Here is a 23,504-nt window from a genome sequence, read left to right as displayed (position 1 = left end):
ACTGATAGATTGTCTTCTTGCGCGCGAGTGGCGTAATGGTAGCCGCGCAGGATTTAGGTTCCTGTGTCTTCGGACGTGTGGGTTCGAGTCCCATCTCGCGCACGAAATCCCCGGGCCCCGTCCAATCCGTCGCTCGCACGGCCGCGGGGTGGGGAGGGAACCATGACGGCGATACTCGGCCCGGCCTCGCTGCTGCTCATCATCCTGGCCGGATACCTGTTCAAGCGCTTCGGGCTGTTCGGCGCGAAGGACTACCGCGTCATCCAGACGGCCGAGTTCAACGTCGTGCTGCCGGGCGCCATCGTCTACTCGTTCGCCACGAACCCGCACGACGTGAGCTATCTGTGGATCAGCGTGTTCGCGTTCTTCTGCGCGCTCATCCCGCCCGTCCTCATCTACCTGACCACGCGCCGGCGCAACGTGACCGACCGCGCGTTTCTCATGCTCAACGGCGCCGGCTTCAACCTCGGCTGCTTCTGCTTCCCGGTCGTCACCTCGTTCTGGGGCGCGGGCGCGGTGGTGCCGGCCGCCATGTTCGACATCGGCAACTGCATCATGGTCGCGGCCGGCACGAACGTGATGACCCAGCAGCTGCTGCACATCCAGCCGGGCAAGACGCTCGCCGAACAGCATGCGGGCAGCGCGCCCACTCTGCCGTACGAGAAGCCGAAGGACCGGGACGCGAGGCGACTCGCCCGGCGCGCCTTCGCCAAGAACGTGTTCAAGAGCTTCTTCGGCTCCGTGCCGTTCGACACCTACATGCTGATGATCGTGCTCATGGTCGCGCACGTCCAGATCCCCGGCTGGATCGCGACCGTCATGCAGCCGTTGAGCGGCGCGAACGCGTTCTGCTCGATGTTCATGGTCGGCATGCTCATGGACCTGCCGCGCGACCGCCACGACGTCAAGGAGGTGCTGGCCGTGGTCGCCTGGCGCCTGCCGTTCGCCGTCGTGTTCGCGGCGGTCGCTTGGTTCCTGCTGCCGTTCACTGCGGAGATCCGCGCGGTGCTGGTGATCTGCGTGCTCGCGCCGATCGCGATCTTCTCCACGCTGTTCACCGACAAGGTGCTCGGCAACGCGAAGCTCGCCGGCTTCTCGCTCGCGTTCACCGCGATCATCGCCCTCGTGATGATGGCCGTCGCCCACGCGCTGATGGGTGTGTGACGTCCCGCCGCGTCCTGTCTCCACCTTTCCGTTCACCGCTACGTCGCCGGCGCGTAGCCGCGTGTTCTTTTTGTGTTCTTGTGTCCGCTTTTGTGAGTATTCTGTTGCGTGATACGGAACGGTAGGCGGACCGAGATGCAAGCGGCCCGCACGCCGTCTCCAATCAATGATGAAAGGAATGGAATCCTATGGCCATCAATCCGCCCGTTGACGCCACCACCACCCCGGCGTGGGTCGCCCTGCAGAAGCACTACGACGAGCTTCAGGCCGAGGGCATCAGCCTCAAGAAGTGGTTCGCCGAAGACTCCGACCGTGTCAAGGAGCTGAGCTTCGACGCCGGCGACCTGCACTTCGACCTGTCCAAGAACCTCATCAAGCCGGAGACCCTCCAGCTGTTCGTCCACCTCGCCAAGGAAGTCAAGCTTGACGAGCGCATCAAGGCCATGTACAGCGGCGTCCACATCAACAACACCGAGGACCGCGCCGTCCTGCACACCGCGCTGCGCCGCCCGGTCGAGGACGAGGGCAAGTACATCGTCGACGGCCAGGACACCGTCAAGGACGTGCGCGAGACCCTCGACAAGATCTACGCCTTCGCCGACGACGTGCGTTCCGGCAAGTGGACCGGCGTGACCGGCCGCAAGATCGAGACCGTCGTCAACATCGGCATCGGCGGCTCCGACCTGGGCCCCGTCATGGCGTACGAGGCGCTCAAGCCGTACGCGGACGCCGGCATCTCCGCCCGCTACATCTCCAACATCGACCCGAACGACCTGGCCGAGAAGACCAAGGGCCTCGATCCGGAGACCACCCTGTTCATCATCGTCTCCAAGACCTTCACCACGCTGGAGACCCTGACCAACGCCCGCGAGGCCCGCACCTGGCTGCTCGAGGAGCTGGTCGCCAACGGCGCCATCTCCGACAACGACGAGGCCCAGAAGGCCGAGGCCATCAAGAAGCACTTCGTCGCCGTCTCCACCAACCTGGAGAAGGTCGAGGAGTTCGGCATCGACCCGGCCAACGCGTTCGGCTTCTGGAACTGGGTCGGCGGCCGCTACTCCGTCGACTCCGCCGTCGGCACCTCCCTGGCCGTCGTCTTCGGCCCGGCCCGCTTCGAGGAGTTCCTGCACGGCTTCCACGAGATCGACGAGTACTTCGCCAACACGCCGTTCGAGAAGAACGTCGTCGTGCTGCTCGGCATGCTCAACGTCTGGTACCGCAACTTCTTCAAGGCCGCCTCCCACGCCGTGCTGCCGTACGACCAGTACCTGCACCGCTTCCCGGCCTACCTGCAGCAGCTCACCATGGAGTCCAACGGCAAGTCCGTGCGCTGGGACGGCACCCCCGTCACCACCGAGACCGGCGAGATCTTCTGGGGCGAGCCGGGCACCAACGGCCAGCACGCCTTCTACCAGCTGATCCACCAGGGCACCCAGCTCATCCCGGCCGACTTCATCGCGTTCGTCAACACGCCGAACCCGACCAAGGACGGCGACCAGGACGTGCACGAGCTGTTCCTCGGTAACTACTTCGCGCAGACCAAGGCGCTCGCGTTCGGCAAGACCGCCGACGAGGTGCGCGCCGAGGGCACGCCGGAGGAGATCGTCCCGGCCCGCGTGTTCACCGGCAACCGTCCGACCACCTCCATCTTCGGTGTGGCCCTGACCCCGTTCGCGCTCGGCGAGCTCATCGCCCTGTACGAGCACATCACCTTCGTCGAGGGCACCGTGTGGGGCCTCGACTCCTACGACCAGTGGGGCGTCGAGCTCGGCAAGCAGCTCGCCAAGCAGATCACCCCGGCGATCTCCAAGGACGACGAGGCCCTCGCCGCCCAGGATGCCTCCACGAAGTCCCTGATCGAGTTCTACCGCAAGAACCGCGAGTTCTGATTCCGTGAACCCGATTCCGGCGAAGCCGGGCGGGGACGGGGCCGATGAGACATCGGTCCCGAATCGGAACGCATGATGATGCCCGGCGTCGAAGAGGCGCCGGGCATCATCCGTATACGACGAAAGCGCCATCGGCGCCAAGGAGAGACAGGAGATACATGGTGGCAAGCAATTCGCAGAGGAAACGCAAGGCCGCACGCCGCAATGCGCGGGGCGGCCGCGCCGACGCATCGCAGACGCGCGAACGCCGCGAACGGCCGCGCTCCGGCGCGCCGGAACCGGCACGGCGCGCCGGTGGCGGCCGGGACGGGCGTAACGGTCGGCCCGGCTTCGGCATGACCGTGCACGGCGAGTTCACCGTCGTCATCACCCAGCTCGTCGCCTATGCGCTGTTCTTCGGCATCGTCTATACGCTCGGCGTGCTGACTCCCGGCGGCATCATGGGTTCCGGCATGCTCGCCATGTCCGCCACGATGCTGCTCATCGTCGGCTGGCCGTTCGGCGGCGACGATTCGCAGGCCGTGTTCGGGCGCGCCGTGGCCGCCGCCACGTTCGTGGTCTCCGCGATCGTCGTGCTGCCCAGCGAGTTCTACACGGACGTGACCTACATCCGTTGGGCCGCGTATCTGGCGATCGCAGCCGCGCTCGTCGTCGCCGCGTCGTTCCTGTGGAACAACCTCCAGCGGGGCAAGGGCAGGGACGACGGCTACACGCGCGTCGGCATCACCGCCGGGTTCACCACGCTGTGCGGTGCCTCGTGGATTTTCCTGCCCGCCATGTACTCGGACATGTCGAAGCCCGAGGCCGCGTCCTCCGTCGGATGGACGGTGTTCATCGTGCTCGTCGTGGCGGCCGTCGTGCTGCTGCGCGTCTCCACGAAACGCTGGAACGCGCTGGAGAAGCCGGGTGCGTACTCGTGGCTCGGCATGGGCATGGTGCCGGTCATGTGGTTCGGACTGGCCGTGTTCCTCGCCTCCTGCGCCACCAACTGGCTGCTGTGAGCGCCGGGCGTCCGGCCGGTCGGAGCCTTCCGATTCCACGATGCGGTCGTTCCGCCGCATCGTAACACGACTTTCATAGAGTGCCTCTTGTCATCGCGGATCGCGTCCACATACGTGGGGCGGTCCGCTTGTGCGTTATGCACGGATTGGAAGAGAGGAAAGTCATGCAGCACTTTGCGCTGACCAGGAAGTTCGCGACCGCATGCGCCGCGTTCGCCATGGCGCTGTCGTGCGGCGCCATGGGCGTCGCCTCCACGGCGCACGCCGCCGACGCGACCCCGGTGTACTCGCCGGTCGAGCAGTCCGATGCGGCCCGCAACTACGCGGTGAACCTGCCCGAAGGCTCCGGCGAGGCCCAGATCAAGGCCGCCGTCGCCGAGGCGGAGGGTATGGGCGACGTCGTGGCGCTGGCCCAGTACCCGCAGTTCGGCACGTTCTTCGTGCAGGCCAAGTCGAAGAGCTTCGCCAAGGATTATGCCGAGAAGGCCACCGCCGACGGCATCGCCATCGACTCGGTCGGCACCACCCGCCAGGCGCGGGTGACCGGCAACGAGGACGTGGTCGACAAGGGCGCCGCCAAGGATGGCGCGAGCACGTTCTCGCTGAACCGCATGGACGCGAACAGCCAGTTCGCCAAGGAGGAGTCGCTGCAGAACGACCCGTACACCACCGCCGACAAGGCATGGGGCGTGCTTGCGCTCGGCGCGGACAAGGCCAACGAGACGCTGAAGGCCAAGGGCGTCTCGCTCGCGCCCGTGACCGTCGGCGTCATCGACTCCGGCGTCGACTACCGCCATGCCGACTTCAAGAACACCGACGGCACCAGCCAGATCGATGATTCGCTCTCCGTGGACTGCTCCACGAACGGCATCGCCACGCAGGCGACCAAGGCGAACGGCGACAAGCCGTGGATGCCGACCGCCAGCTCGCACGGCACGCACGTGGCCGGCACCATCGCGGCCGCCTCCAACGGCATCGGCGTCGACGGCGTCGTCCCGACCGTCAAGATCGCGGCCATCAAGGCCATGAACGACGGCGGCTTCCTGTACCCGGAGTACGTGACCTGCGGCTTCGCCTGGTCCGCGGACAAGGGCATCGACGTGACGAACAACAGCTACTACTCCGATCCGTGGGAGTACTGGGTGCCGTCCGATCCGACGCAGACCGCCGGCTACGAGGCCGTGCGCCGCGCCGTCGCCTACGCCACGTCCAAGGGTGTGACCAACGTCGCCGCCGCCGGCAACTCCGACCAGAACCTCGACGACCCGTCCCCCGACAACGGCAGCCCGAACGACGTCGAAGGCGATCCGGACGGCAAGACCATCATCAAGAACCGTGACGTGAAGAACGGCGTCGACATCCCGGCGTCCCTGCCCGGCGTCGTGACCGTCTCCGCGGTCGGCGAGACCGATTGGGGCAAGCTCGGCAGCTACTCGCGCGCCTCCTTCTCCAACTACGGCAAGAACAGCATCGACGTGGCCGCTCCGGGCGTGAATATTGCCTCGACCGTCGACCCCGATCTCGACAAGGCCAACTACGCCTACTACAGCGGCACCTCGATGGCGTCCCCGCACGCGGCCGGCGTCGCCGCCCTCATCAAGGGCGTCCACCCCGACTACACGCCCGCCCAGGTGCTCGACCTCATGAAGAAGCAGGCCAAGGAGAACTACGGCCAGCTCGCCGACCCGTCCGCGGACGCCGGCAAGGAGTACCGCGGCGCCGGACTGGTGAACGCGCTCTCCGTCGTCACCGAGGACCAGCCGGAGCCGAACGTCTCCGACTCCTCCGTGGAATACTCCACCGACGGCGGCACGACGTGGAACCCGCTCGAGAACGCGACCGTCAAGGGCAAGGCCACCATCCGCGCCACCGCCACCGGCGCCGTGCAGGCCTTGAAGATCGAGACCGCCGGACAGTCCAAGACTGTGACCGCCGAGAAGAAGACCTACGGCAACACGCTGACCGCCAGCGTGGACGTCGACTTCGGCACCGTGGCCGCGAAGGCCAGGTCCGCTTCGACGGACGGACAGGCCGTCACCGTCACGGTGACCGATCTCGACGGCAAGACCACATCGCCGCTGTCCGTGTCCTACTCCTCCGCCCCGGCGGATGCCGAACCGGAACCCGAGCCGACCCCGAACCCCGGCACCGGCAGTGGTTCCGACATCACCGGACAGTCCGGAGCGACGTCCGGGAACGGCGCGGCCGACTCCGGCAAGGGCGAGACGAACGCCTCCGCCGCCAAGCCGACGCTGTCGAGCACCGGCAGCACGGTCGCCGGCATCGCCGGCGTCGCGCTCCTGCTCGCGGCCGTCGCGACCGCGCTCGCCGTGCGCCGCAAGCGCGCGTGAGATGCGTATGACCGCGGACCGGTCATACGCGACAAGGCGTAGGCCATGAACCCGATGCCCGACATCCCCACGGATGCCGGGCATCGTTCTTTTGCCGGGGTGAGGGAACGAGTTCACGCGGACGAAGTATCCTTGGAAACGGGAAACCGACCGTCCGGCAGCAAGGAGGCACCACATGACGGAGACGACGCCCAGAACACCCGGAACCTACGAGACCGACTATCCGATGGCGGCCAAAGTCTACTTCACGCGCGACATCAGCCCGGCCGGGCTGATGCGCGTCTACGAGGCGCTCGGCGCGAAACCGCAGGGCAAGGTGGCCGTCAAACTCAGCTCCGGCGAAGGAGGCAACACGCACTACCTGCAGCCGGCGCTCATCAAGGACCTCGTGCAGCGGCTCGACGGCACCATCGTCGAATGCAACACCGCGTACGCGGGCACCCGCGACACCACCGAACACCATTGGAAGACCATCAAAGAGCACGGATTCCTCGACATCGCCCCCTGCGACATCCAGGACGAGGACGGCGAGATCGAAATCCCCGTGGAAGGCGGCAGGCGCATCACCGCCGACATCGTCGGCTCCCACTTCCCGAACTACGACTACTACGCCGTGCTCTCGCACTTCAAAGGCCACATGATGGGCGGCTTCGGCGGCGCGCTCAAGAACATCTCCATCGGCATGGCCTCCTCGCGAGGCAAGAAACGCCTCCACTCCGGGCAGGACGAGATTCTCGCCAACCCGTTCAGCGGCGACCAGGACGCGTTCCTCGAGGCGATGGCCGAAGCCGCCACCGCCGTGTTCAACACGCTCAAAGGCGAGATGTGCTTCATCAACGTGATGAACAACCTGTCCGTCGACTGCGACTGCGACGGCAATCCGCACGCGCCCGTCATGGCGGACATCGGCATCTGCGCCTCGCTCGACCCGGTCGCCGTCGACCAGGCGTGCGTCGACATGGTGTACGTCTCGCACGACAACAAGGAGCCGCTGATCGAGCGCATCGAATCGCGCCACGGCATCCACACCATCGAACACGCCGTCGAAATGGGCCTCGGCAGCCGCGAATACCAGCTCATCGACCTCGATTTGCGCTGAATCGAAAGGAAATCCATCATGCGACCACAATCCACCGCTTCGGCCCGCGCCGCCGCGCTGCCATCCATCAAGTTTCAATCCGTCGCCACATTGCTCGCCGTCGTGGCCGCCGTCGCCCTGCCGCAGGTCTTCCACCTCGCTGGTGCGGCGATGGGGCTCGGCGCGATGATCGGCCAGACCCTGCTGCCGATGCACCTGCCTGTGCTGCTCGTGGGGCTGCTCGCCGGTCCGTTCGCCGGCCTCGTCACCGGAGCGCTCGCCCCGATCGTGAGCTTCCTCCTTACCGGCATGCCGATGGCTCCGATGGTGCCGTTCATGGTCATCGAACTCGCCTCCTACGGCCTGATCGCCGGTCTTCTGCGCGGCGTGCGCGTCCCCGAAGCCGTCCCCTTGCCGCTCGGCTGGCTGGCGAAGCTCGTCGCCGCCCAGATCGGCGGACGACTGGTCGACGCGCTCGCAATCGCCGTGGCCGTCTTCCTGCTCGGCAACGCGCAGATGTCGGTCGCGAGCATATGGGCCGCCGTCGGCACGGGCCTGCCCGGCCTCGTGCTCCAATGGGTGCTCATCCCGCTGGTCATGTTCGCCGTGGATCGTCATCGTGACTGACGATCGTCTTCGCGCCCGCGCCGATCTGCTCGCCGATGGCGCGCTCGGCTGTGTGGCCTGCCGCACGGACGCCGCCGGCCGCACCGAAACGCTGACCGGCACGGGCCGTGGCGTGCGCCCGTTGCTCATATGGCTCGACGAAGGCCGCAGCCTCGCAGGCTTCTGCGCCGCCGACCGTGTGGTGGGCAAGGGCGCCGCCCTGCTCTACGCTCGCCTTGGAGTCAAAGCCGTATGGGCGTGCACGATGAGCGAAGCCGGACTCGCCGCCCTGCGCGCCCACGGCATCGAAGCCGCCTACGGCGCGCTGGTCCCCGTCATCCTCAACCGCGGGCGAGACGGCATGTGCCCCATCGAGCAATCGGTCGAGCACATCGACGACCCGACCGCCGCCGAACCCGCCATCCGAGCCGCCGTTGCCCGCCTCATGCGCAAGTGATGTATGCCAGTTGGTATACACTGATCATTGAAGTTGTGAAAGTCGTCGCATCACGATAGAGTATTTGCTGCTGGCAGTCGGCTCGACCAAAGTAAACCGCCAGCAGCAAACAATAAATATCCAATTATAGATTTTGGAGAAAGGAGTGGAATAATGGAACAACAGTTCATTATCTCACTCATTCTGCTCCTCATCTTGTTTTGCCTTAGCGGCGTGAAAACAAGGTGCGAAGCAACAATATCATACAGGGGTGCGCGTAAGGCGAAATGCTATCACGTTCATATGAAGCTCGCTGTTGATGTGGAATGTGCCGGAATCTCCGACCGTCGTATCTCTGCAGTTGCTCGCTGCATCTCTGCATTGTCGCTCCTCATGGGGCGTGGATTGAAATAATGATCAGATCTATGGGGTCTGTAATATAAAATAAAAGGGCATGTGTCTCCTTATCCGGAGATGCATGCCCTCTCGTTCTGCCTTTCTCCTTATCGGTATGTGCCGTGCTTTGTGTTATGGCTTGACTGGGACCCTGTTCTGGCAGCGCTGCGTCGTGTGCTGATCATGCGATGTTCGTATGCGTCGTGTCGGGTTCTCGGGTCTCGCGATGTGCAGCAGTGTCCGTAGTCTGCAGTAGATTTAAAGATTGCTGTGTCGTGGCGGGGGTCGCCGCATAAACCCCTGTCGCATGAGGTCCAGCCGGGCCGCCCTCGGGCGCGATTTCCGGCGGATCGGCACCCCTCGCAGGCAGACCTGCGGGGAAGGAACATCGGTGCGTGCACCGAAGCCGGGAGACGGATACGTCCCCGGAGCCCGCGAGAGAACCGCGGGTCGTGCGCGCGCCCCGTCCGGTGGCCGATATGCGGCGGCACCTAAGGAACAATCATGGTCAACGCCATCGAGGCTTTCGACGCCAAGCACATGAAGCCGGCCGAGGAGATCCCGACCTTCCGTCCCGGCGACACCGTCGACGTGAACGTGAAGATCAAGGAAGGCAACAACTCCCGTATCCAGACCTTCACCGGCGTGGTGATCGCCCGCCAGGGCGCCGGCGTGCGCGAGACCTTCGTGGTCCGCAAGATCAGCTTCGGCACCGGTGTGGAGCGTCGCTTCCCGCTGCACTCCCCGTCCATCGACTCCATCAAGGTCGTGCGTCTGGGCCGCGTCCGTCGCGCCAAGCTGTACTACCTGCGCGCGCTGCGCGGCAAGGCCGCTCGTATCGTCGAGCGTCGCGCCAAGTGAGCAGCCTGAGTCGCTGACTCGCTCGAAGCGTAGAACGGTCCGGAACCTCCGCGGTTCCGGACCGTTTCGTATTTCCGGCTCCCGCATCCCCGTGCGTGTTCGGTGCACGTCACGCCCGCGGCGTGCGTGTGGGCATGCGCCCGATTACGATGAGTGGAGTTTTCGCGGGGAACAGGAGGGCACATGCCATACGACAACGATGAGCGCGACCGTCACACCGTCCTGGTGGCCGACCACGGCGTCGATCCGGCCGTCATGCCGGAGACGCCGGAATCGTCGGCATCGCCCGCACGGGCCACGGCCGCGACGCCGGCGGACCCGAAGCGGACCCGTCGCGACGACCGCTTCTCCTGGCGCGACACACTCATCTGGTGCGGCATCCCGATCCTCGTCGTGATCCTCATCCGCGTGTTCCTCGTCGGCTTCTACGAGATCCCCACCCGGTCGATGGAAAGCACCATCGAACCCGGCGACCGCGTCATCACCTTCAAGCCCGCACCGAAGACGGTCGGCCTGAAGCGCGGCGACGTGGTCGTCTTCCACGATCCGGCCGGCTGGCTCGCCAACGAGCAGACCACGAGCCCGCTCGCCGGCGACTATCTCATCAAGCGCGTCATCGGTCTTCCCGGCGACACCGTCACCTGCGAGGGCGCCGGCCAGCCGATCAAGGTGAACGGCGTCGCCATCACCGAGACCGCGTATCTCAAGGACGGCGTGCAGCCGAGCGCCTTCCCGTTCAGCGTGACCGTCACCGCCGGACATGTCTTCGTCATGGGCGACAACCGCGCCAACTCCGCCGACTCCCGCTACCATCAGGACGACGGCGACCACGGTCTCGTCCCCATCGCCGACGTGGTCGGCGTGGGCCTGTGCCGCTATTGGCCGCTGAGCCGTCTCGGCTCGCTCGACGCGCACCACGAGGTGTTCGCCGACGTGCCGGACGCGAGCGTCTCGGCCACGTCGGATACGTCCGGCACGACCGCCGGTACGTCCGGCGTCACGTCCGAGTCGAGCGTGACGACCATCGACCCGAAGCACGCGAATGACGGTCTGGGCAACTGATGATCACGCCGACGCTCGACCTCGAACGTGAGCTCGCCTCCCGCGGATTCGACCTCATCGCCGGCTTCGACGAGGTGGGACGCGGTGCGCTCGCCGGCCCGGCGATGGTCGGCTGCGCCATCATCCGCGCGCGCGATCTGATGGGGAAGACGGCGGACGGCGGCGATGTCGCCGGAACCGGCGATGTCTCCGGCGACGGCTCCAGCGACGGCTCCGGCCTCGCCGTGCCCGCCGGCGTCGCCGACTCCAAGCTGCTCACCGAACGCCGCCGCGAGGCCATCTACGACGAGCTCACCGGCTGGGCCGCCGCGTGGGCGGTCGGCGCGGCGAGCAACGCGGAGATCGACGAGTGGGGCATCGGCCACGCACTCGGCATAGCCGCGTTGCGCGCGCTCGCCGAGGCGGAATCGAAGCTGGGACTCGGCGCGCCGGGCGCCGCGGGGGAGCGGCGCGTGCGCGTCGGCGCGATCCTCGACGGTCCGTACGACTACATCACCAAGGCGCTCGACACGTTCGACGCGCCCGACGTGCCCGTGCCCGCCGACGTGACGACCAAGGTGAAGGGCGATCGTTCCTGCGCGACCGTTGCGACGGCCGCCGTCATCGCGAAGGTGACGCGAGACCGGCTCATGGAGCGTCTCGCCGAACGCCCGGAATACGCGGCGTACCAGTGGGGGAGCAATAAGGGCTACGGCACGGCGGCGCACAAGGCCGCCATCGCCGCGCAGGGCCCGTGCGACCTGCACCGCGTCTCCTGGAAGCTCGTGTGACCGGCGTGCGACACATGCGACACGCGCGACACGGGAAAACCGGCGTGTGAACGTTCACGTGTCGCGGTGGTTTTCGCGCTACACTGCGTAAGTCAGTGCAGTGCCGCGCGAAAGGAGAAGAGGTTATGTCTGCTCGCCGCGCCAACAAAAGGCCATCGATGTTCGAGGTGGCGAAACTCGCGGGAGTGAGTCACCAGACCGTCTCCCGCGTCATCAACAACTCCCCGGACGTCTCCGACGCCACGCGTGCGCGCGTCAAGGCGGCGATCCGCGAGCTCGGGTACCGTCCCTCCAACTCGGCGCGCGCCCTGGCCTCCAGCCGGTCGCGCACCATCGGCCTCATCGCCGGCGGCCTTAAGTTCTTCGGTCCGATCTCCGCGATCTCGTCCATTGAGTCGATCGCGCGCGGGCACGGCCTGTTCATGAGCGTGATGATGGTGCACGAGGCGCTGTGCACGCAGGCCGAGTTCGACGACCTCATCGACACGTTCAACGAGCAGAACGTCGACGCGTTCATCTTCCTGACCCCCACCGACGTGATGCTTGACGTCGCCTGCCGCGCGCGCGTCAGCCAGCCGCGCGTCATCGTCACCTCGACGCACGGCGGCATGAGCATGCGCGAGGCGCGTTCGCTGATCCCCGCCGAGGATCTGGAGCGCACGTCGTTCGTCGGCATCGACCAGTGGGGCGCGATGGCCGACGTGATGCGCCTGGTCAAGTCCGCGGGGCATCGTCGCGTCCTCTATCTCGCGGGTCCCCACGACTGGCGTGACGCGGCGACGCGACTGGCCGCGTGGGAGACGCTGTCCGGCGCGGAGTCGATCCAGACTCAGGTGATGCGTTGCGAGACGTGGGATTCCGGCGAGGCGTACGCGAAGATGAACCGTCTCATCGACACGGCCGGCGTGACCGGCGCGAAGCTGCCGACCGTGGTCGTCGCCGCGAACGACGCGCAGGCGGTGGGCGTGGCGCGCGCGATCCAGGAGCATGGCCTGCGCATCCCGCAGGACGTGAGCCTCGTCGGCTTCGACGATATGACCGGCATGGACAACCTCTTCCCGCCGCTGACGACCGTGCGCCCCGACTTCGAGGGACTCGGCACGGCCGCCATGCGCGAGGTGCTGCGTCTGCTCGGCGAAGGCCAGGAGCCCTCGCTGCCGAACTCGCAGCATGGCGTGGGCCTGGTGCCGGCCGCGGTGCGCGACCGCATCTCGCTCGGACCGGTGCCTCGCGTGTAGGGGGTATCAGACGTGTCGATGACCTGTTATCAAACCGTTATCTTTCATGGCACGTCGGGGTTGTGATACGGCCTGAAGGCCGTTACAATGAATACGGAAATTGTGAGCGTTAACGGCCACCCAAGGAAGGGGTGCGGTAAGCGCCCAAGGAACGACGATCGGGCGGTGCTGGCCGGCCGGTCAGAAGGAGTCCACAGAATGGCAGCAACGAACGCCTCCGAGCAGGTCGCCACGATCGCGGAGAAGATTCGCGCCGGCAAGACCTCGCTGGGCATCGAATTCGGTTCCACGCGCATCAAGGCGGTCCTGATCGACGACGAATACAAGACCATCGCCTCCGGTGACTACGGCTGGGCCTCCCATCTGGAGGACGGCCTGTGGAGCTACTCCAAGGAGGAGATCTGGAAGGGCCTGCAGACCGCCTACGCCTCGATGGCCAACGACGTGAAGACCGCCTACGGCGAGACCCTCACCCACATCGGCCACATCGGCTTCTCCGCCATGATGCACGGCTACCTCGCCTTCGACAAGGACGGCGAACTGCTCGTGCCGTTCCGCACCTGGCAGAACACCAACACCTCCGAGGCCCACAAGAAGCTCTCCGAGCTGTTCCAGTACAACATCCCCGAGCGCTGGTCCATCGCCCACCTCTACCAGGCCGTGCTCAACAAGGAGGAGCACGTCTCCAAGGTCGCGTACTTCACCACGCTCGCCGGCTACGTCCACTGGAAGCTCACCGGCAAGAAGGTCCTCGGTGTCGGCGACGCCTCCGGCATGTTCCCGATCGACCCGACCACCCACGACTACGAGACCGAGTTCATCGAGAAGTTCAACGCGCTGCCCGAAGTCGCCGCCCAGCCGTGGAAGCTCACCGACCTCCTGCCGAAGCCGCTCGTCGCCGGTACCCCGGCCGGCGAGCTCACCGCCGAAGGCGCCAAGCTGCTCGACCCGTCCGGCGCCCTCGAGCCCGGCGTCGTGCTCGCCCCGCCGGAAGGCGACGCCGGCACCGGCATGGTCGCCACCAACTCCGTGCGCGTGCGCACCGGCAACGTCTCCGCCGGCACCTCCATCTTCGCGATGGTCGTGCTCGAACACAAGCTCAAGGCCCTCCACCCGGAAGTCGACCTCGTCACCACCCCGGCCGGCGACCTCGCGGGCATGAGCCACGCCAACAACTTCACCTCCGACCTCAACGCGTGGGTCGGCCTGTTCGGCCAGTTCGCCAAGGCCATCGGCAACCCGGTCGACGCCGGCACCCTGTACGGCACGCTGTTCCGCGCCGCCATCGCCGACGACGTCGACGCCAACTGTGGAGGCCTGCTCAACTACCCGTTCCGCTCCGGCGAATTCCTCGCCGGCCTGCCGGAAGGCCGCCCGCTGTTCGCCCGCAGCCCCGAGGCCAACATGACCCTCGGCAACTTCATGCGCGCCCAGCTGTTCTCCGCGTTCTCCCCGGTCAAGATCGGCATGGACGTCATGACCAAGCAGGAGCACGTCCAGATCGACTCCCTCGTCGGCCACGGCGGCATCTTCACCACCCCGAAGGTGGCCCAGAAGATCCTCGCCGCCGCGTTCAACACGCCGATCAAGGTCATGTCCACCGCGGCCGAAGGCGGCGCTTGGGGTATGGCCGTGCTCGCCGACTACCTGTGGCACACCGACGAGGCGCACGACAACCTCGCCGACTACCTCGACGGCTGCGTCTTCAAGGACGCCCAGTCCACCACCGAGGCGCCCTATGCGGGCGACGTCGTCGGCTTCGAGGACTTCTTCGAGCGCTTCAGCAAGGGCCTGCCCATCGAGCACACCGCCATCGAGAGCATCGACCTCGAGGACAAGTAACCCCATAACCCCCATATATCCATGAGACTTCGGCTCCCTCTCCGGAGGGAGCCCATAGACGTCAGAACAAACGAAAGGAAACCAACAATGGCAACTCTGGCTGATTACGGTCCCGAGGTCCGCGCCGAAGTCAAGCAGGTGCGCGAGGTCGTGTCCAACCTGCACCAGCAGCTGATCAAGTGGAACCTGGTCGTGTGGACCGCCGGCAACGTGTCCCAGCGCCTGCACACCGCCGACCTCATGGTCATCAAGCCGTCCGGCGTGCGCTACGAGAACCTGACCCCGAACTCGATGGTCGTGTGCGACCTCGAAGGCAACGTGGTCGACGGCTCCGAAGCCCCGTCCTCCGACACCGCCTCCCACGCCTACATCTACCGCAACATGCCCGACGTCTACGGCGTCGTGCACACGCACTCCACCTACGCCACCGCCTGGGCGGCCACCGGCCAGAACATCCCGTGCGGCCTGACCATGATGGGCGACGAGTTCGGCGGCCCCGTGCCGGTCGGCCCGTTCCGCCTCATCGGCTCCGAGGCCATCGGCAAGGGCGTCGTCGAGACCCTCAAGAAGTACCCGAAGTCCCCGGCCGTCCTCATGCAGAACCACGGCCCGTTCACGATCGGCAAGGATGCTGAGGGCGCCGTCAAGGCCGCCGCCATGACCGAGGAGGTCGCGCACACCATGTGGGCCGCCCGTCAGCTCGGCGACATCATCGAGATCGACCAGGCCGACATCGACAAGCTGAACGATCGCTACCAGAACGTCTACGGTCAGCACTGAGGCTTTCCCTTGGCCCCCTCTGACGAGGGGGCTCCCGGCGAAGCCGGGTGGGGGAGAGACCCCACAAGAGACCCCGACAACACAACAGCAAAAGACTTTGGGCCCCGTCCTGGAGGCGGGACCCGAGATGTGATTCCATCCATCACAACGAAGTAAAGGAAGTAACCCATGGTTATGGAGAACCCCTTCGAGGGCAAGGAAATCTGGTTCGGCGTCGGCTCGCAGGACCTGTACGGCGAGGAGGCGCTGCGCCAGGTCGCCGCGCACTCCGCCGAAATGGTCGACTACCTGAACAAGACCGGCAAGATTCCGGCCAAGATCGTCCTCAAGCCGACCCTGAAGTCCTCCGACGGCGTCAAGCAGTTCATGGTCGAAGCCTCCGCCAACCCGAACGTCATCGGCGTCATCACCTGGTGCCACACCTTCTCCCCGGCCAAGATGTGGATCCGCGGCCTCGAAGTGCTGACCAAGCCGCTGCTGCAGCTGGCCACCCAGCACCACAAGGAGATTCCGTGGGAGACCATCGACATGGACTTCATGAACCTGAACCAGGCCGCCCACGGCGACCGTGAGTTCGGTTACATCGTCTCCCGCCTCGGCATCCCGCGCAAGATCGTCGTCGGCCACTACACCGACCCGGAGGTCGCCGAGAAGGTCGGCACCTGGGCCCGCGCCTGCGCCGGCTGGGACGCCTCCAACAACATGAAGGTCATGCGCTGGGGCGACAATATGCGTAACGTCGCCGTCACCGAAGGCGACAAGACCGAGGCCGAGCGCGTCTTCGGCGCCTCCATCAACACTTGGGCCGTCAACGAGCTCGTCGCCGCGTACGACGCCGTCAAGGACGACCAGGTCAAGGAGATCATCGAGGACTACAAGGCCAAGTACGACGTCGATCCGGCCCTGCTGGACGCCAAGTACGACTCCCTGTTCATCGCCGCCAAGGAAGAGGCCGCGATGGTCAACATGATGCGCGCCAACGGCTGCACCGCCGGCGTCGACAACTTCGAGGACCTCGGTGCCCTGCCGCAGCTGCCGGGTGTCGGCCCGCAGCGCTTCCCGTCCGAGTACGGCTGGGGCTTCTCCGCCGAAGGCGACTGGAAGACCGCCGTCCTCGTGCGCATCGGCGCCGTCATGGGCTACGGCCTCGAGGGTGGCGCCTCCCTCATGGAGGACTACTCCTACAACTTCACCGAGGGCAACGAGCTCGACATGGGCTCCCACATGCTCGAGGTCTCCCCGGCCATCGGCACCATCGCCAAGCCGAAGCTGGAGATCCACCCGCTCGGCATCGGCGGCAAGGCCGACCCGGTCCGCCTGGTCTTCTCCGGCAAGCCGAAGAAGGACGCCGTCGTCGTCTCCATGGCCGACGAGCGCGAGCGCTTCCGCCTGCTCATGGACGTCGTCGACGTCGTCGAGCCGCAGGGCTCCCTCAAGGAGCTTCCGTGCGCCCGCGCCGTCTGGAAGCCGCAGCCGGATCTGAAGACCGCCGTCCAGTGCTGGATCACCGCCGGCGGCTCCCACCACACCTGCATGACCACCTCCGTCGGTCGTGAGGCCTGGGAGGACTTCGCCCGCATCGCCGGCGTCGAGCTCGCCGTCATCGACGACAAGACGACCGCCCGCCAGTTCGAGAAGGAACTGCAGCTGTCCGAGATGTACCACCGTCTCGACAACCGTCACTGATTAGAGGTGGGACGTTCGTTCCCGCTGACTGATCGGTAGATCAGGGCCCATCCCACCCGGGATGGGCCCTTGTCGTTCCCCCTCCTTCTTCCCTCCCTGTACCAAACCCCCGTTATCCCCGATTCACAGCGTCAAATGCCCGGAACAACCCCATCAAAACGGGTGTTTGGTGCTGTAAATCTCGGATAACGGGGGTTTCGTCCCTGAGATTCGCGATGCCAGGCCCTTCTACAATGGGGACATGGTAAGGCATCATGCGGTTGATGCGCTGTTCGCCGAAGCGCGTCGGGAGAAGCGTTGCGTCGTGGCTCCCACGGACACCGAATTCAAGGCGATTCAGCGTCGCATGCGTTCCGGCACCATCGTGAAGCCTTTCCGCGGACTATATGCGCAGGTCGATTATTGGAATTCCCTCGACCGTTACGAACGAATCCGGCACATCGTCCGGGCATTGGCCAAACGGCATCCTGATTGGGTGTTCGGCGGACCCACCGCAGCCGTCATGCATCGGGCTCCTATCGTCTGGCGTGGCCGTTGTATGTCGTGGGCGCTCCTGGCACGCACTACCGCAATACCAATCGGTTGGAACGGCACGTCATCTCCGATCCCGAGGTCGTGGAGGTGGAAGGAGTGAAGGTGACGGGCTTGCTGCGTACCCTGTTCGACTGCGCCGCCACCTTGAGCCTGAGATATTCGTTGGCCCCCATCGACTCGTCGGTGCGTTCCGGCTCCGTCGACAAGGATGTCCTGCTCGCCTATCCGTCGTCGGTGAAGTATTCCCGCCATCGCCAAACCGTCATGCGGGCGTTCGATCTGGCGGACGCGCGCAGCGAGAACGGCGGTGAATCGTCGGCGCGGGGCATGCTGCATGACATGGGCTGTCCTCCGGACGATATCCAGGTCGAATTTCCCTGTCTGGACCGCCCGAATCGCTGCCATCGCGTCGATTTTCTCTGGAGGACGTCGGGCGATGGGCAGGTGGCATTGGAATTCGATGGAACGCGGAAGTACGTCGATCCGGACATGACCTCCGGCAGGGCGATTCGCGAGGTCGTCGACGATGAGCGTCGTCGGCAGTATTGCCTGGAGCGGCAGGGACTATCGGTCATCCGCATGCATGCCAACGAATTGGATGCCCCATGGCGCGTCATCCACGAACTGGAGGAACAGGGCATACGGAGGACGAGGTGATGGTGACGGTTGCCGATGCAATGGCGACGGACGATGACGACCTCTACCTGCTGCCGCAGGAGCGGGCGTGAAACGTGTGCGTCATCCGCACAAAAACGCGCGTGGGAGATGTGCGAATCAACGTGGGCGAACACTTGTGAACATGAGCCGTGCCGTTGTCAATGGCGACACGCGGTGAAAGCCTTTTCCTCAAGTGGTATCGCTCTTATCGTTATAAACTTGAGACCAATCGGTTCGAGAGCGTTCACAGTCAATGTTCACAGTCAATGGAGACAAGCCCTGTAAACGCTCACGAGGAAGAAGCCGACGGCACGGCGGACAGCAGACCCACACGGCGTTCGGGCCCGTACCGTGCAGTCACCATGTAAGGAGAGAATGTGCTCGATCACATCCGAAACCATACGCTGAAGAGCCGTGCGTTCCGCGCGGCGATCGGCGTATTGGCGGCCCTCGCCATGCTCGTCACCGCGCTGCCCGCGCAGGCGGCGGTCGGCTGGGCCGGCAAGAGGCTCGTCAATCTCGCCCTCTACGCCAAGGCAGGCGCGGACAAGGAGAACACGCCCGTATCCAACGTGAACAACGGCTACCTGGCCGGCTCGGCCTCGACCTCGTGGAACACGTGGTCGCAGGGCGGCGTCGAATACCCGACCAAGGTGTGGCTCAAATGGGACACTCCGCAGCAGCTGTCCGGATCACGCGTCATCTGGTGGGCCGACAACAACGACATCACGGCCACCGACAACGTCACCTTCCCGAAATCCGCGACCATCGAATACCTCGACGACACCACCGGCGAATGGAAGCAGCTCACCGGCATGACCGACGAGGACGGCAAGGCCACCGACCAGATGGGCGTCAAATACGACACTTCCGACGGCAACGGCCTCAACGGCGCCAACAAGTACTGGAACGAGGTGCTGTTCGCCGCCGACGTGACCACCACGCAGATCCGCATGAAGGTCGAACGCAACGGCAGCGGCAAGAACGGCGTGGGCATCAGCGAATGGGAGGTGTACGGCGCGCAGGGCGAGGACTTCCAGCCCGGTATCGCCCAAGGCAAGAACATCGCGCCCGAGGGCGTCGTCTCCGCCGACTACACGAACTCCGGCACCAATACGGCCAACGTCAACGACATGAACCTCGCCGGCAAGAGCGACACCTCGTGGAACACGTGGAAGAGCGAGGGCGACCTCGAATACCCGCAGCCCATCGAACTCACGTGGAGCGAACCGAGGAACATCCGCAGCATGCAGGTCATGTGGTGGGCCGACGGCGGCGGCGTCAAGTATCCGAAGAGCGCCAGGCTCCAGTACTGGAACCACGCCACCGGCAAGTGGGCGGACGTCACCGGCATGCTCGACAAGGACGGCAAGACCGTCGACACGGTCGGAGTCGACCACGCCGACGGCAAGTACAACGGCGACAACCGCACGTGGAACGGCGTCGCCATCGACGCGAAGCACCCGATCAAGACCACGAGGATCCGCATGCTCGTCGACCGTGACGGCAGCGGCCAGACCGGCGTCGGCATCGGCGAATGGCAGGTGTACGGCGAGACCGTCACCGACGAGTTCGTCACCGCGAAGGTGACCGGCAAGGCGAAGATCGTCAACGGCGAGAACGCCACCTACACCGCCTCCCCGCTGCCCACCGGCTACGCGGGCGACTTCACCTACCAGTGGAGCACGGAAGGCGACGCCCTCTCGATCGTCGGCGACAGGACCGGGGCCACCGTGACCGTCGCCGGCGCGAAGAAGGGCGAGGGGACCGTCAAGGTCGCCATGACCGACAAGACCAGCGGCGAGACGCGCACGGCGACCGCCTCCGTCGCCGTCGAGGAGGTCACCGGCGTCGACACGTACAAGACGTCCACCGTGGCCGGCACTGCGCCGATCCTGCCGAACAGCGTCGTCGTCAACGGCATCCAGTTCGACGATCCGACACCCTCCACGCACAACACCGGACAGAAGACCGTCTCCTACGACTTCGGCGAGACCTTCGACTCGAAGCTCATGCCCGTCACCTGGGACAAGGTCGATCCGGCCAAGTACGCGGCCGACCAGGTCGGCAAGACGTTCACCGTGACCGGCACCGTGTCCGTCAACGGCGTCGCATTCCCCGCCGAGGCGGAGATCGCCGTGAACAGCAAGGTCGCCGCCTCCACGGCGAACAAGTCCGTCACCTTCGAGAACGTGACCCTCACCGACGACTTCTGGTCACCGAAGCAGAAGGTCAACATGATGAAGTCCCTCGAGGTGTCCATCGGGCACATCGAGGAGGCGTCCGGCGGCGAGCCGAACTTCGAGAACGCCGTCAAGAAGCTCAACGGCGAGGAGTACTCGGCGTTCCAGGGCTTCGTGTTCCAGGACTCCGACATCTACAAGTCCCTCGAGGCGATCAGCTACACGCTCGCCGCGATGAAGGACGAGACCGACCCGACCGTGCTCGAGCACAAGGCGCGCCTCGAGAAGAAGCTCGCCGAATGGGTGGACCTCATCCAGAAGGTGCAGTACGCGGACGGCTACATCAACACGCACTTCACGCTGCGCTCCTCCAGCTACTCCGGCGGCCGCGCCCCCGGCACCCACCGCTGGCGCAACTTCAACAACCACGAGATGTACAACGCCGGCCACTTCATCGAGTCGGCCGTCGCATACACCCGCTACCGCGAGGGCATCGGCGACCCCGACTACAGCCTGTACGTGGCCGCCAAGCGATACGCGGACGAGATCGTGAACCTGTTCGGGCCGAACGGCACCCGCCACGAGGTCCCCGGACACGAGGAGATCGAGCTCGCGCTCGCCAAGTTCTCCGAACTCGTCGAACAGCATGAGGGCGAGGTCTCCGGCGACAAGTACGTCCAGACCGCCAAGACGCTCATCGACCGCCGCGGCGAGGATCCGAAGCTGCGCGACAGCCAGTACGACGGCTACGAATACTCGCAGGATGCGCTGCCGTTCACCGAGGAGACCAACGCCGTCGGACACGCCGTGCGCGCCAACTACCTGTACGCGGGCGCGACCGACGTGGCCAGGCTCGTCGGCGGCGAGACCGAGACCTCGTACCTCCACGCGCTCGACGAGGTGTGGGATTCGGTCGTCAACCGCAAGATGTACGTCACCGGATCGATCGGCGTGGCCAGTCACGGCGAGGACTTCGGCACCGACTACGAGCTGCCCAGCAACGACTCCTACGCGGAGATCTGCGCCTCCATCGCCCTGGCGAACTGGAACCTGCGCATGAACCTCGTGCACGAGGACGCCAAGTACGCGGACGTCATCGAACGCGCCATGTACAACGCGATCCTCGACGGCGTGAACCTCGAAGGCGACCGCTTCTACTACGCGAACAGGCTCGAACTGCCCACCAAGAACGGCGGCACGCTCGGCCGCTCCAGCTGGTTCGCCTGCGCCTGCTGCCCGCCGAACCTGATGCGCACGCTCGCACGCCTCTCCGAATACATGTACACGACGCACGGCGACAACGTGTTCGTCAACATGTACATCGGCAGCGAGGCCACCATCAGCGTGTCCGGCGTGAAGGTCGGCGTCACCCAGAAGACCGCCTATCCGAACGACGGCAACGTCGAGATGACCGTCAACCCCGAGCAGTCCAAGGAGTTCACCCTCAAGGTACGCATCCCCAGCTGGCTCAAGGGCCAGAGCGACGAGACGCCGGTCATCAAGGTCAACGGCAAGAAGGTCAAGGCCGACGCCGTCAAGGGCTACGTGTCCATCGACCGCACGTGGGTCAAGGGCGACGTGGTCTCCCTCGACTTCCCGATGGAGATCAAGCTCACCGAAGGCAACGAGAAGGTCTCCGACCAGCAGGGCAAGGTCGCCGTCGAACGCGGCCCGCTCGTCTTCTCCATGGAGAAGGCCGGCAACAAGCAGCTCAACAGCGGCATCGCCAACTTCGACCCGCGCAAGATCCAGATCCGGCGCGACGAGAAGAACACGCTCAAGGCCGCCGAGGGCACGCTCATCGACGGTATGGACGCCAGCCGCATGATGATCATCACCGGCAAGGCCAAGTACGTGGACGGCGACACGACGCAGGACATCGACATCCAGGCGATCCCGTTCTACGCGACCAACAACCGCTCCGACGGCACCACCTACGTGCAGAACAGCAACTCCACCGGCATGGTGACCTGGACGAAGGCCGCCGGCACGGCCAAGGTCGACACGGCCGCCCTCGAATCGGCGCTCGCCGAAGCCAAGGGCTATGCCGCCGCCGACTATGAGGCCGACGAGGCGTGGGACGCGCTGCAGAATGCGATCGACGCCGCCGGGAAGCTGCTGAAGAAGACCGACGCCACGCAGGCCGAGGTCACCAAGGTCACCGCCGACCTCAAGAACGCGATGGCCGCGGTCACGGCGAAGAGCGTCCAACCCGAGGCGACCATCGAGAAGATCGAAGTCACCAAAGCCCCGGACAGGACGACCTACACCGTGGGCGACGCCGGTCCGGACCTCAACGGCCTCGAAGTGACCGCCACGCTCTCCGACGGCACCGTCAAGGTGCTGACCTACGGCGACGACTACGAGCTGGCCGATCCGTCCGGTTTCGACACCACGGCCGCCGGCGAGAAGACCGTCACCATCGTGCTCAAGTCAGATACGACGAAGACCGCCACGTTCACGGTCACCGTCAATCCAACCGAAGGCAACACGGTCAACAAGGAGGCGCTGGCCGCCGCGATCCAGAGCGCGTCCGCGCTCAAGGAGTCCGACTACACGCCCGCCACGTGGAAGGCGTTCCGCGCCGCGCTCGAGAACGCGATCAGCGTCCACGACGACAAGACCGTCTCGCAGATCGACGTGAACGACGCGCTCGCCAAACTCGAGGAGGCGAGGAAGGCGCTCAAGCCCGCCCCGTCCGCGGGCGAGCCGGGTGCGGGCACGCAGGACGCCGGCACGCTCACCGGCGGCAAGGGTTCCGGCAAGACCGACGGTTCCGGCACGGTCGCTGGCCTGTCGCGCACCGGCACGGCCGTCGCCAGCCTCGCCATGGCGACGCTCACGCTCGCCATGGCCGGCCTCGCCGTCCTGACCGTCCGGCGCCGCCGTCGCGAGTGACGGACGGCTGAGCCGGTTCCGATAGTGGTCCGAGTATGGTGTGGGATGATTCTCACGAGGGTCGTCCCACAC

Annotated in this window: 16 protein-coding genes and 1 tRNA gene; all 17 read left to right on the top strand. The window is 65.6% G+C overall.

What is annotated here, in order from left to right:
- The first annotated feature begins 21 nt into the window (after positions 1–21).
- Positions 22–102 (top strand) — tRNA-Leu (locus AC1AYD_RS08805).
- Between the two features lie 60 nt (positions 103–162).
- Positions 163–1,164: an AEC family transporter gene (locus AC1AYD_RS08800; protein WP_476533043.1), complete on the top strand. Its 1,002-nt coding sequence runs from the start codon at positions 163–165 to the stop codon at positions 1,162–1,164.
- 188 nt (positions 1,165–1,352) lie between these two features.
- The gene (gene pgi, locus AC1AYD_RS08795; RefSeq protein WP_476533042.1) at positions 1,353–3,053 is read left to right on the top strand and encodes a glucose-6-phosphate isomerase; all 1,701 of its coding nucleotides are present in this window, start codon (positions 1,353–1,355) and stop codon (positions 3,051–3,053) included.
- A 158-nt stretch (positions 3,054–3,211) separates the two neighbouring features.
- Positions 3,212–4,054 (top strand): hypothetical protein, encoded by an 843-nt coding sequence (locus AC1AYD_RS08790; protein WP_476503055.1) that lies wholly within the window; start codon positions 3,212–3,214, stop codon positions 4,052–4,054.
- A gap of 164 nt (positions 4,055–4,218) precedes the next feature.
- Positions 4,219–6,405: a S8 family serine peptidase gene (locus AC1AYD_RS08785; protein WP_476503056.1), complete on the top strand. Its 2,187-nt coding sequence runs from the start codon at positions 4,219–4,221 to the stop codon at positions 6,403–6,405.
- Positions 6,406–6,580: 175 nt separating this feature from the next.
- A complete protein-coding gene (locus AC1AYD_RS08780) occupies positions 6,581–7,504 on the top strand; it encodes a DUF362 domain-containing protein (protein ID WP_476503057.1) in 924 nt (307 codons plus the stop codon).
- A gap of 18 nt (positions 7,505–7,522) precedes the next feature.
- Positions 7,523–8,110: an ECF transporter S component gene (locus AC1AYD_RS08775; protein WP_476503058.1), complete on the top strand. Its 588-nt coding sequence runs from the start codon at positions 7,523–7,525 to the stop codon at positions 8,108–8,110.
- Positions 8,103–8,546 (top strand): DUF1893 domain-containing protein, encoded by a 444-nt coding sequence (locus AC1AYD_RS08770; RefSeq protein WP_476503059.1) that lies wholly within the window; start codon positions 8,103–8,105, stop codon positions 8,544–8,546. Before AC1AYD_RS08775 ends, AC1AYD_RS08770 begins: the two co-directional genes overlap by 8 nt.
- 879 nt (positions 8,547–9,425) lie before the next feature.
- The gene (gene rplS, locus AC1AYD_RS08765; RefSeq protein ID WP_476503060.1) at positions 9,426–9,782 is read left to right on the top strand and encodes a 50S ribosomal protein L19; all 357 of its coding nucleotides are present in this window, start codon (positions 9,426–9,428) and stop codon (positions 9,780–9,782) included.
- A gap of 183 nt (positions 9,783–9,965) precedes the next feature.
- Positions 9,966–10,844, top strand: coding sequence for a signal peptidase I (gene lepB / locus AC1AYD_RS08760; protein ID WP_476503061.1), 879 nt, complete (start codon positions 9,966–9,968; stop codon positions 10,842–10,844).
- Positions 10,844–11,614, top strand: coding sequence for a ribonuclease HII (locus AC1AYD_RS08755; RefSeq protein WP_476503062.1), 771 nt, complete (start codon positions 10,844–10,846; stop codon positions 11,612–11,614). The genes lepB and AC1AYD_RS08755 overlap by 1 nt, the downstream gene beginning before the upstream one ends.
- Before the next feature lie 125 nt (positions 11,615–11,739).
- A complete protein-coding gene (locus AC1AYD_RS08750) occupies positions 11,740–12,852 on the top strand; it encodes a LacI family DNA-binding transcriptional regulator (protein WP_476503063.1) in 1,113 nt (370 codons plus the stop codon).
- 198 nt (positions 12,853–13,050) lie between these two features.
- Positions 13,051–14,694, top strand: coding sequence for a xylulokinase (locus AC1AYD_RS08745; RefSeq protein ID WP_476503064.1), 1,644 nt, complete (start codon positions 13,051–13,053; stop codon positions 14,692–14,694).
- Between the two features lie 87 nt (positions 14,695–14,781).
- On the top strand, positions 14,782–15,474 hold the full coding sequence (locus AC1AYD_RS08740; RefSeq protein WP_163196825.1) for an L-ribulose-5-phosphate 4-epimerase: 693 nt from the start codon (positions 14,782–14,784) through the stop codon (positions 15,472–15,474).
- A gap of 168 nt (positions 15,475–15,642) precedes the next feature.
- Complete coding sequence (gene araA, locus AC1AYD_RS08735) at positions 15,643–17,160, top strand: L-arabinose isomerase (RefSeq protein ID WP_476503065.1); 1,518 nt, start codon at positions 15,643–15,645, stop codon at positions 17,158–17,160.
- A 636-nt stretch (positions 17,161–17,796) separates the two neighbouring features.
- Positions 17,797–18,351: a hypothetical protein gene (locus AC1AYD_RS08730; RefSeq protein ID WP_476503066.1), complete on the top strand. Its 555-nt coding sequence runs from the start codon at positions 17,797–17,799 to the stop codon at positions 18,349–18,351.
- Between the two features lie 377 nt (positions 18,352–18,728).
- The gene (locus tag AC1AYD_RS08725) at positions 18,729–23,432 is read left to right on the top strand and encodes a beta-L-arabinofuranosidase domain-containing protein (RefSeq protein ID WP_476503067.1); all 4,704 of its coding nucleotides are present in this window, start codon (positions 18,729–18,731) and stop codon (positions 23,430–23,432) included.
- Positions 23,433–23,504 lie beyond the last annotated feature (72 nt).

The organism is Bifidobacterium sp. LH_426 (genome assembly GCF_056356875.1).
Note: the sequence above shows the minus strand (reverse complement) of the source record. Positions and strands in the feature narration are given on the sequence as shown.

Excerpts from the sequence above, each read along its gene's own strand:
- AC1AYD_RS08800 (WP_476533043.1), top strand. The coding sequence starts at position 163 with ATGACGGCGATACTCGGCCCGGCCTCGCTGCTGCTCATCATCCTGGCC.
- pgi (WP_476533042.1), top strand. The coding sequence starts at position 1,353 with ATGGCCATCAATCCGCCCGTTGACGCCACCACCACCCCGGCGTGGGTC.
- AC1AYD_RS08790 (WP_476503055.1), top strand. The coding sequence starts at position 3,212 with ATGGTGGCAAGCAATTCGCAGAGGAAACGCAAGGCCGCACGCCGCAAT.
- AC1AYD_RS08785 (WP_476503056.1), top strand. The coding sequence starts at position 4,219 with ATGCAGCACTTTGCGCTGACCAGGAAGTTCGCGACCGCATGCGCCGCG.
- AC1AYD_RS08780 (WP_476503057.1), top strand. The coding sequence starts at position 6,581 with ATGACGGAGACGACGCCCAGAACACCCGGAACCTACGAGACCGACTAT.
- AC1AYD_RS08775 (WP_476503058.1), top strand. The coding sequence starts at position 7,523 with ATGCGACCACAATCCACCGCTTCGGCCCGCGCCGCCGCGCTGCCATCC.
- rplS (WP_476503060.1), top strand. The coding sequence starts at position 9,426 with ATGGTCAACGCCATCGAGGCTTTCGACGCCAAGCACATGAAGCCGGCC.
- lepB (WP_476503061.1), top strand. The coding sequence starts at position 9,966 with ATGCCATACGACAACGATGAGCGCGACCGTCACACCGTCCTGGTGGCC.
- AC1AYD_RS08755 (WP_476503062.1), top strand. The coding sequence starts at position 10,844 with ATGATCACGCCGACGCTCGACCTCGAACGTGAGCTCGCCTCCCGCGGA.
- AC1AYD_RS08750 (WP_476503063.1), top strand. The coding sequence starts at position 11,740 with ATGTCTGCTCGCCGCGCCAACAAAAGGCCATCGATGTTCGAGGTGGCG.
- AC1AYD_RS08745 (WP_476503064.1), top strand. The coding sequence starts at position 13,051 with ATGGCAGCAACGAACGCCTCCGAGCAGGTCGCCACGATCGCGGAGAAG.
- AC1AYD_RS08740 (WP_163196825.1), top strand. The coding sequence starts at position 14,782 with ATGGCAACTCTGGCTGATTACGGTCCCGAGGTCCGCGCCGAAGTCAAG.
- araA (WP_476503065.1), top strand. The coding sequence starts at position 15,643 with ATGGTTATGGAGAACCCCTTCGAGGGCAAGGAAATCTGGTTCGGCGTC.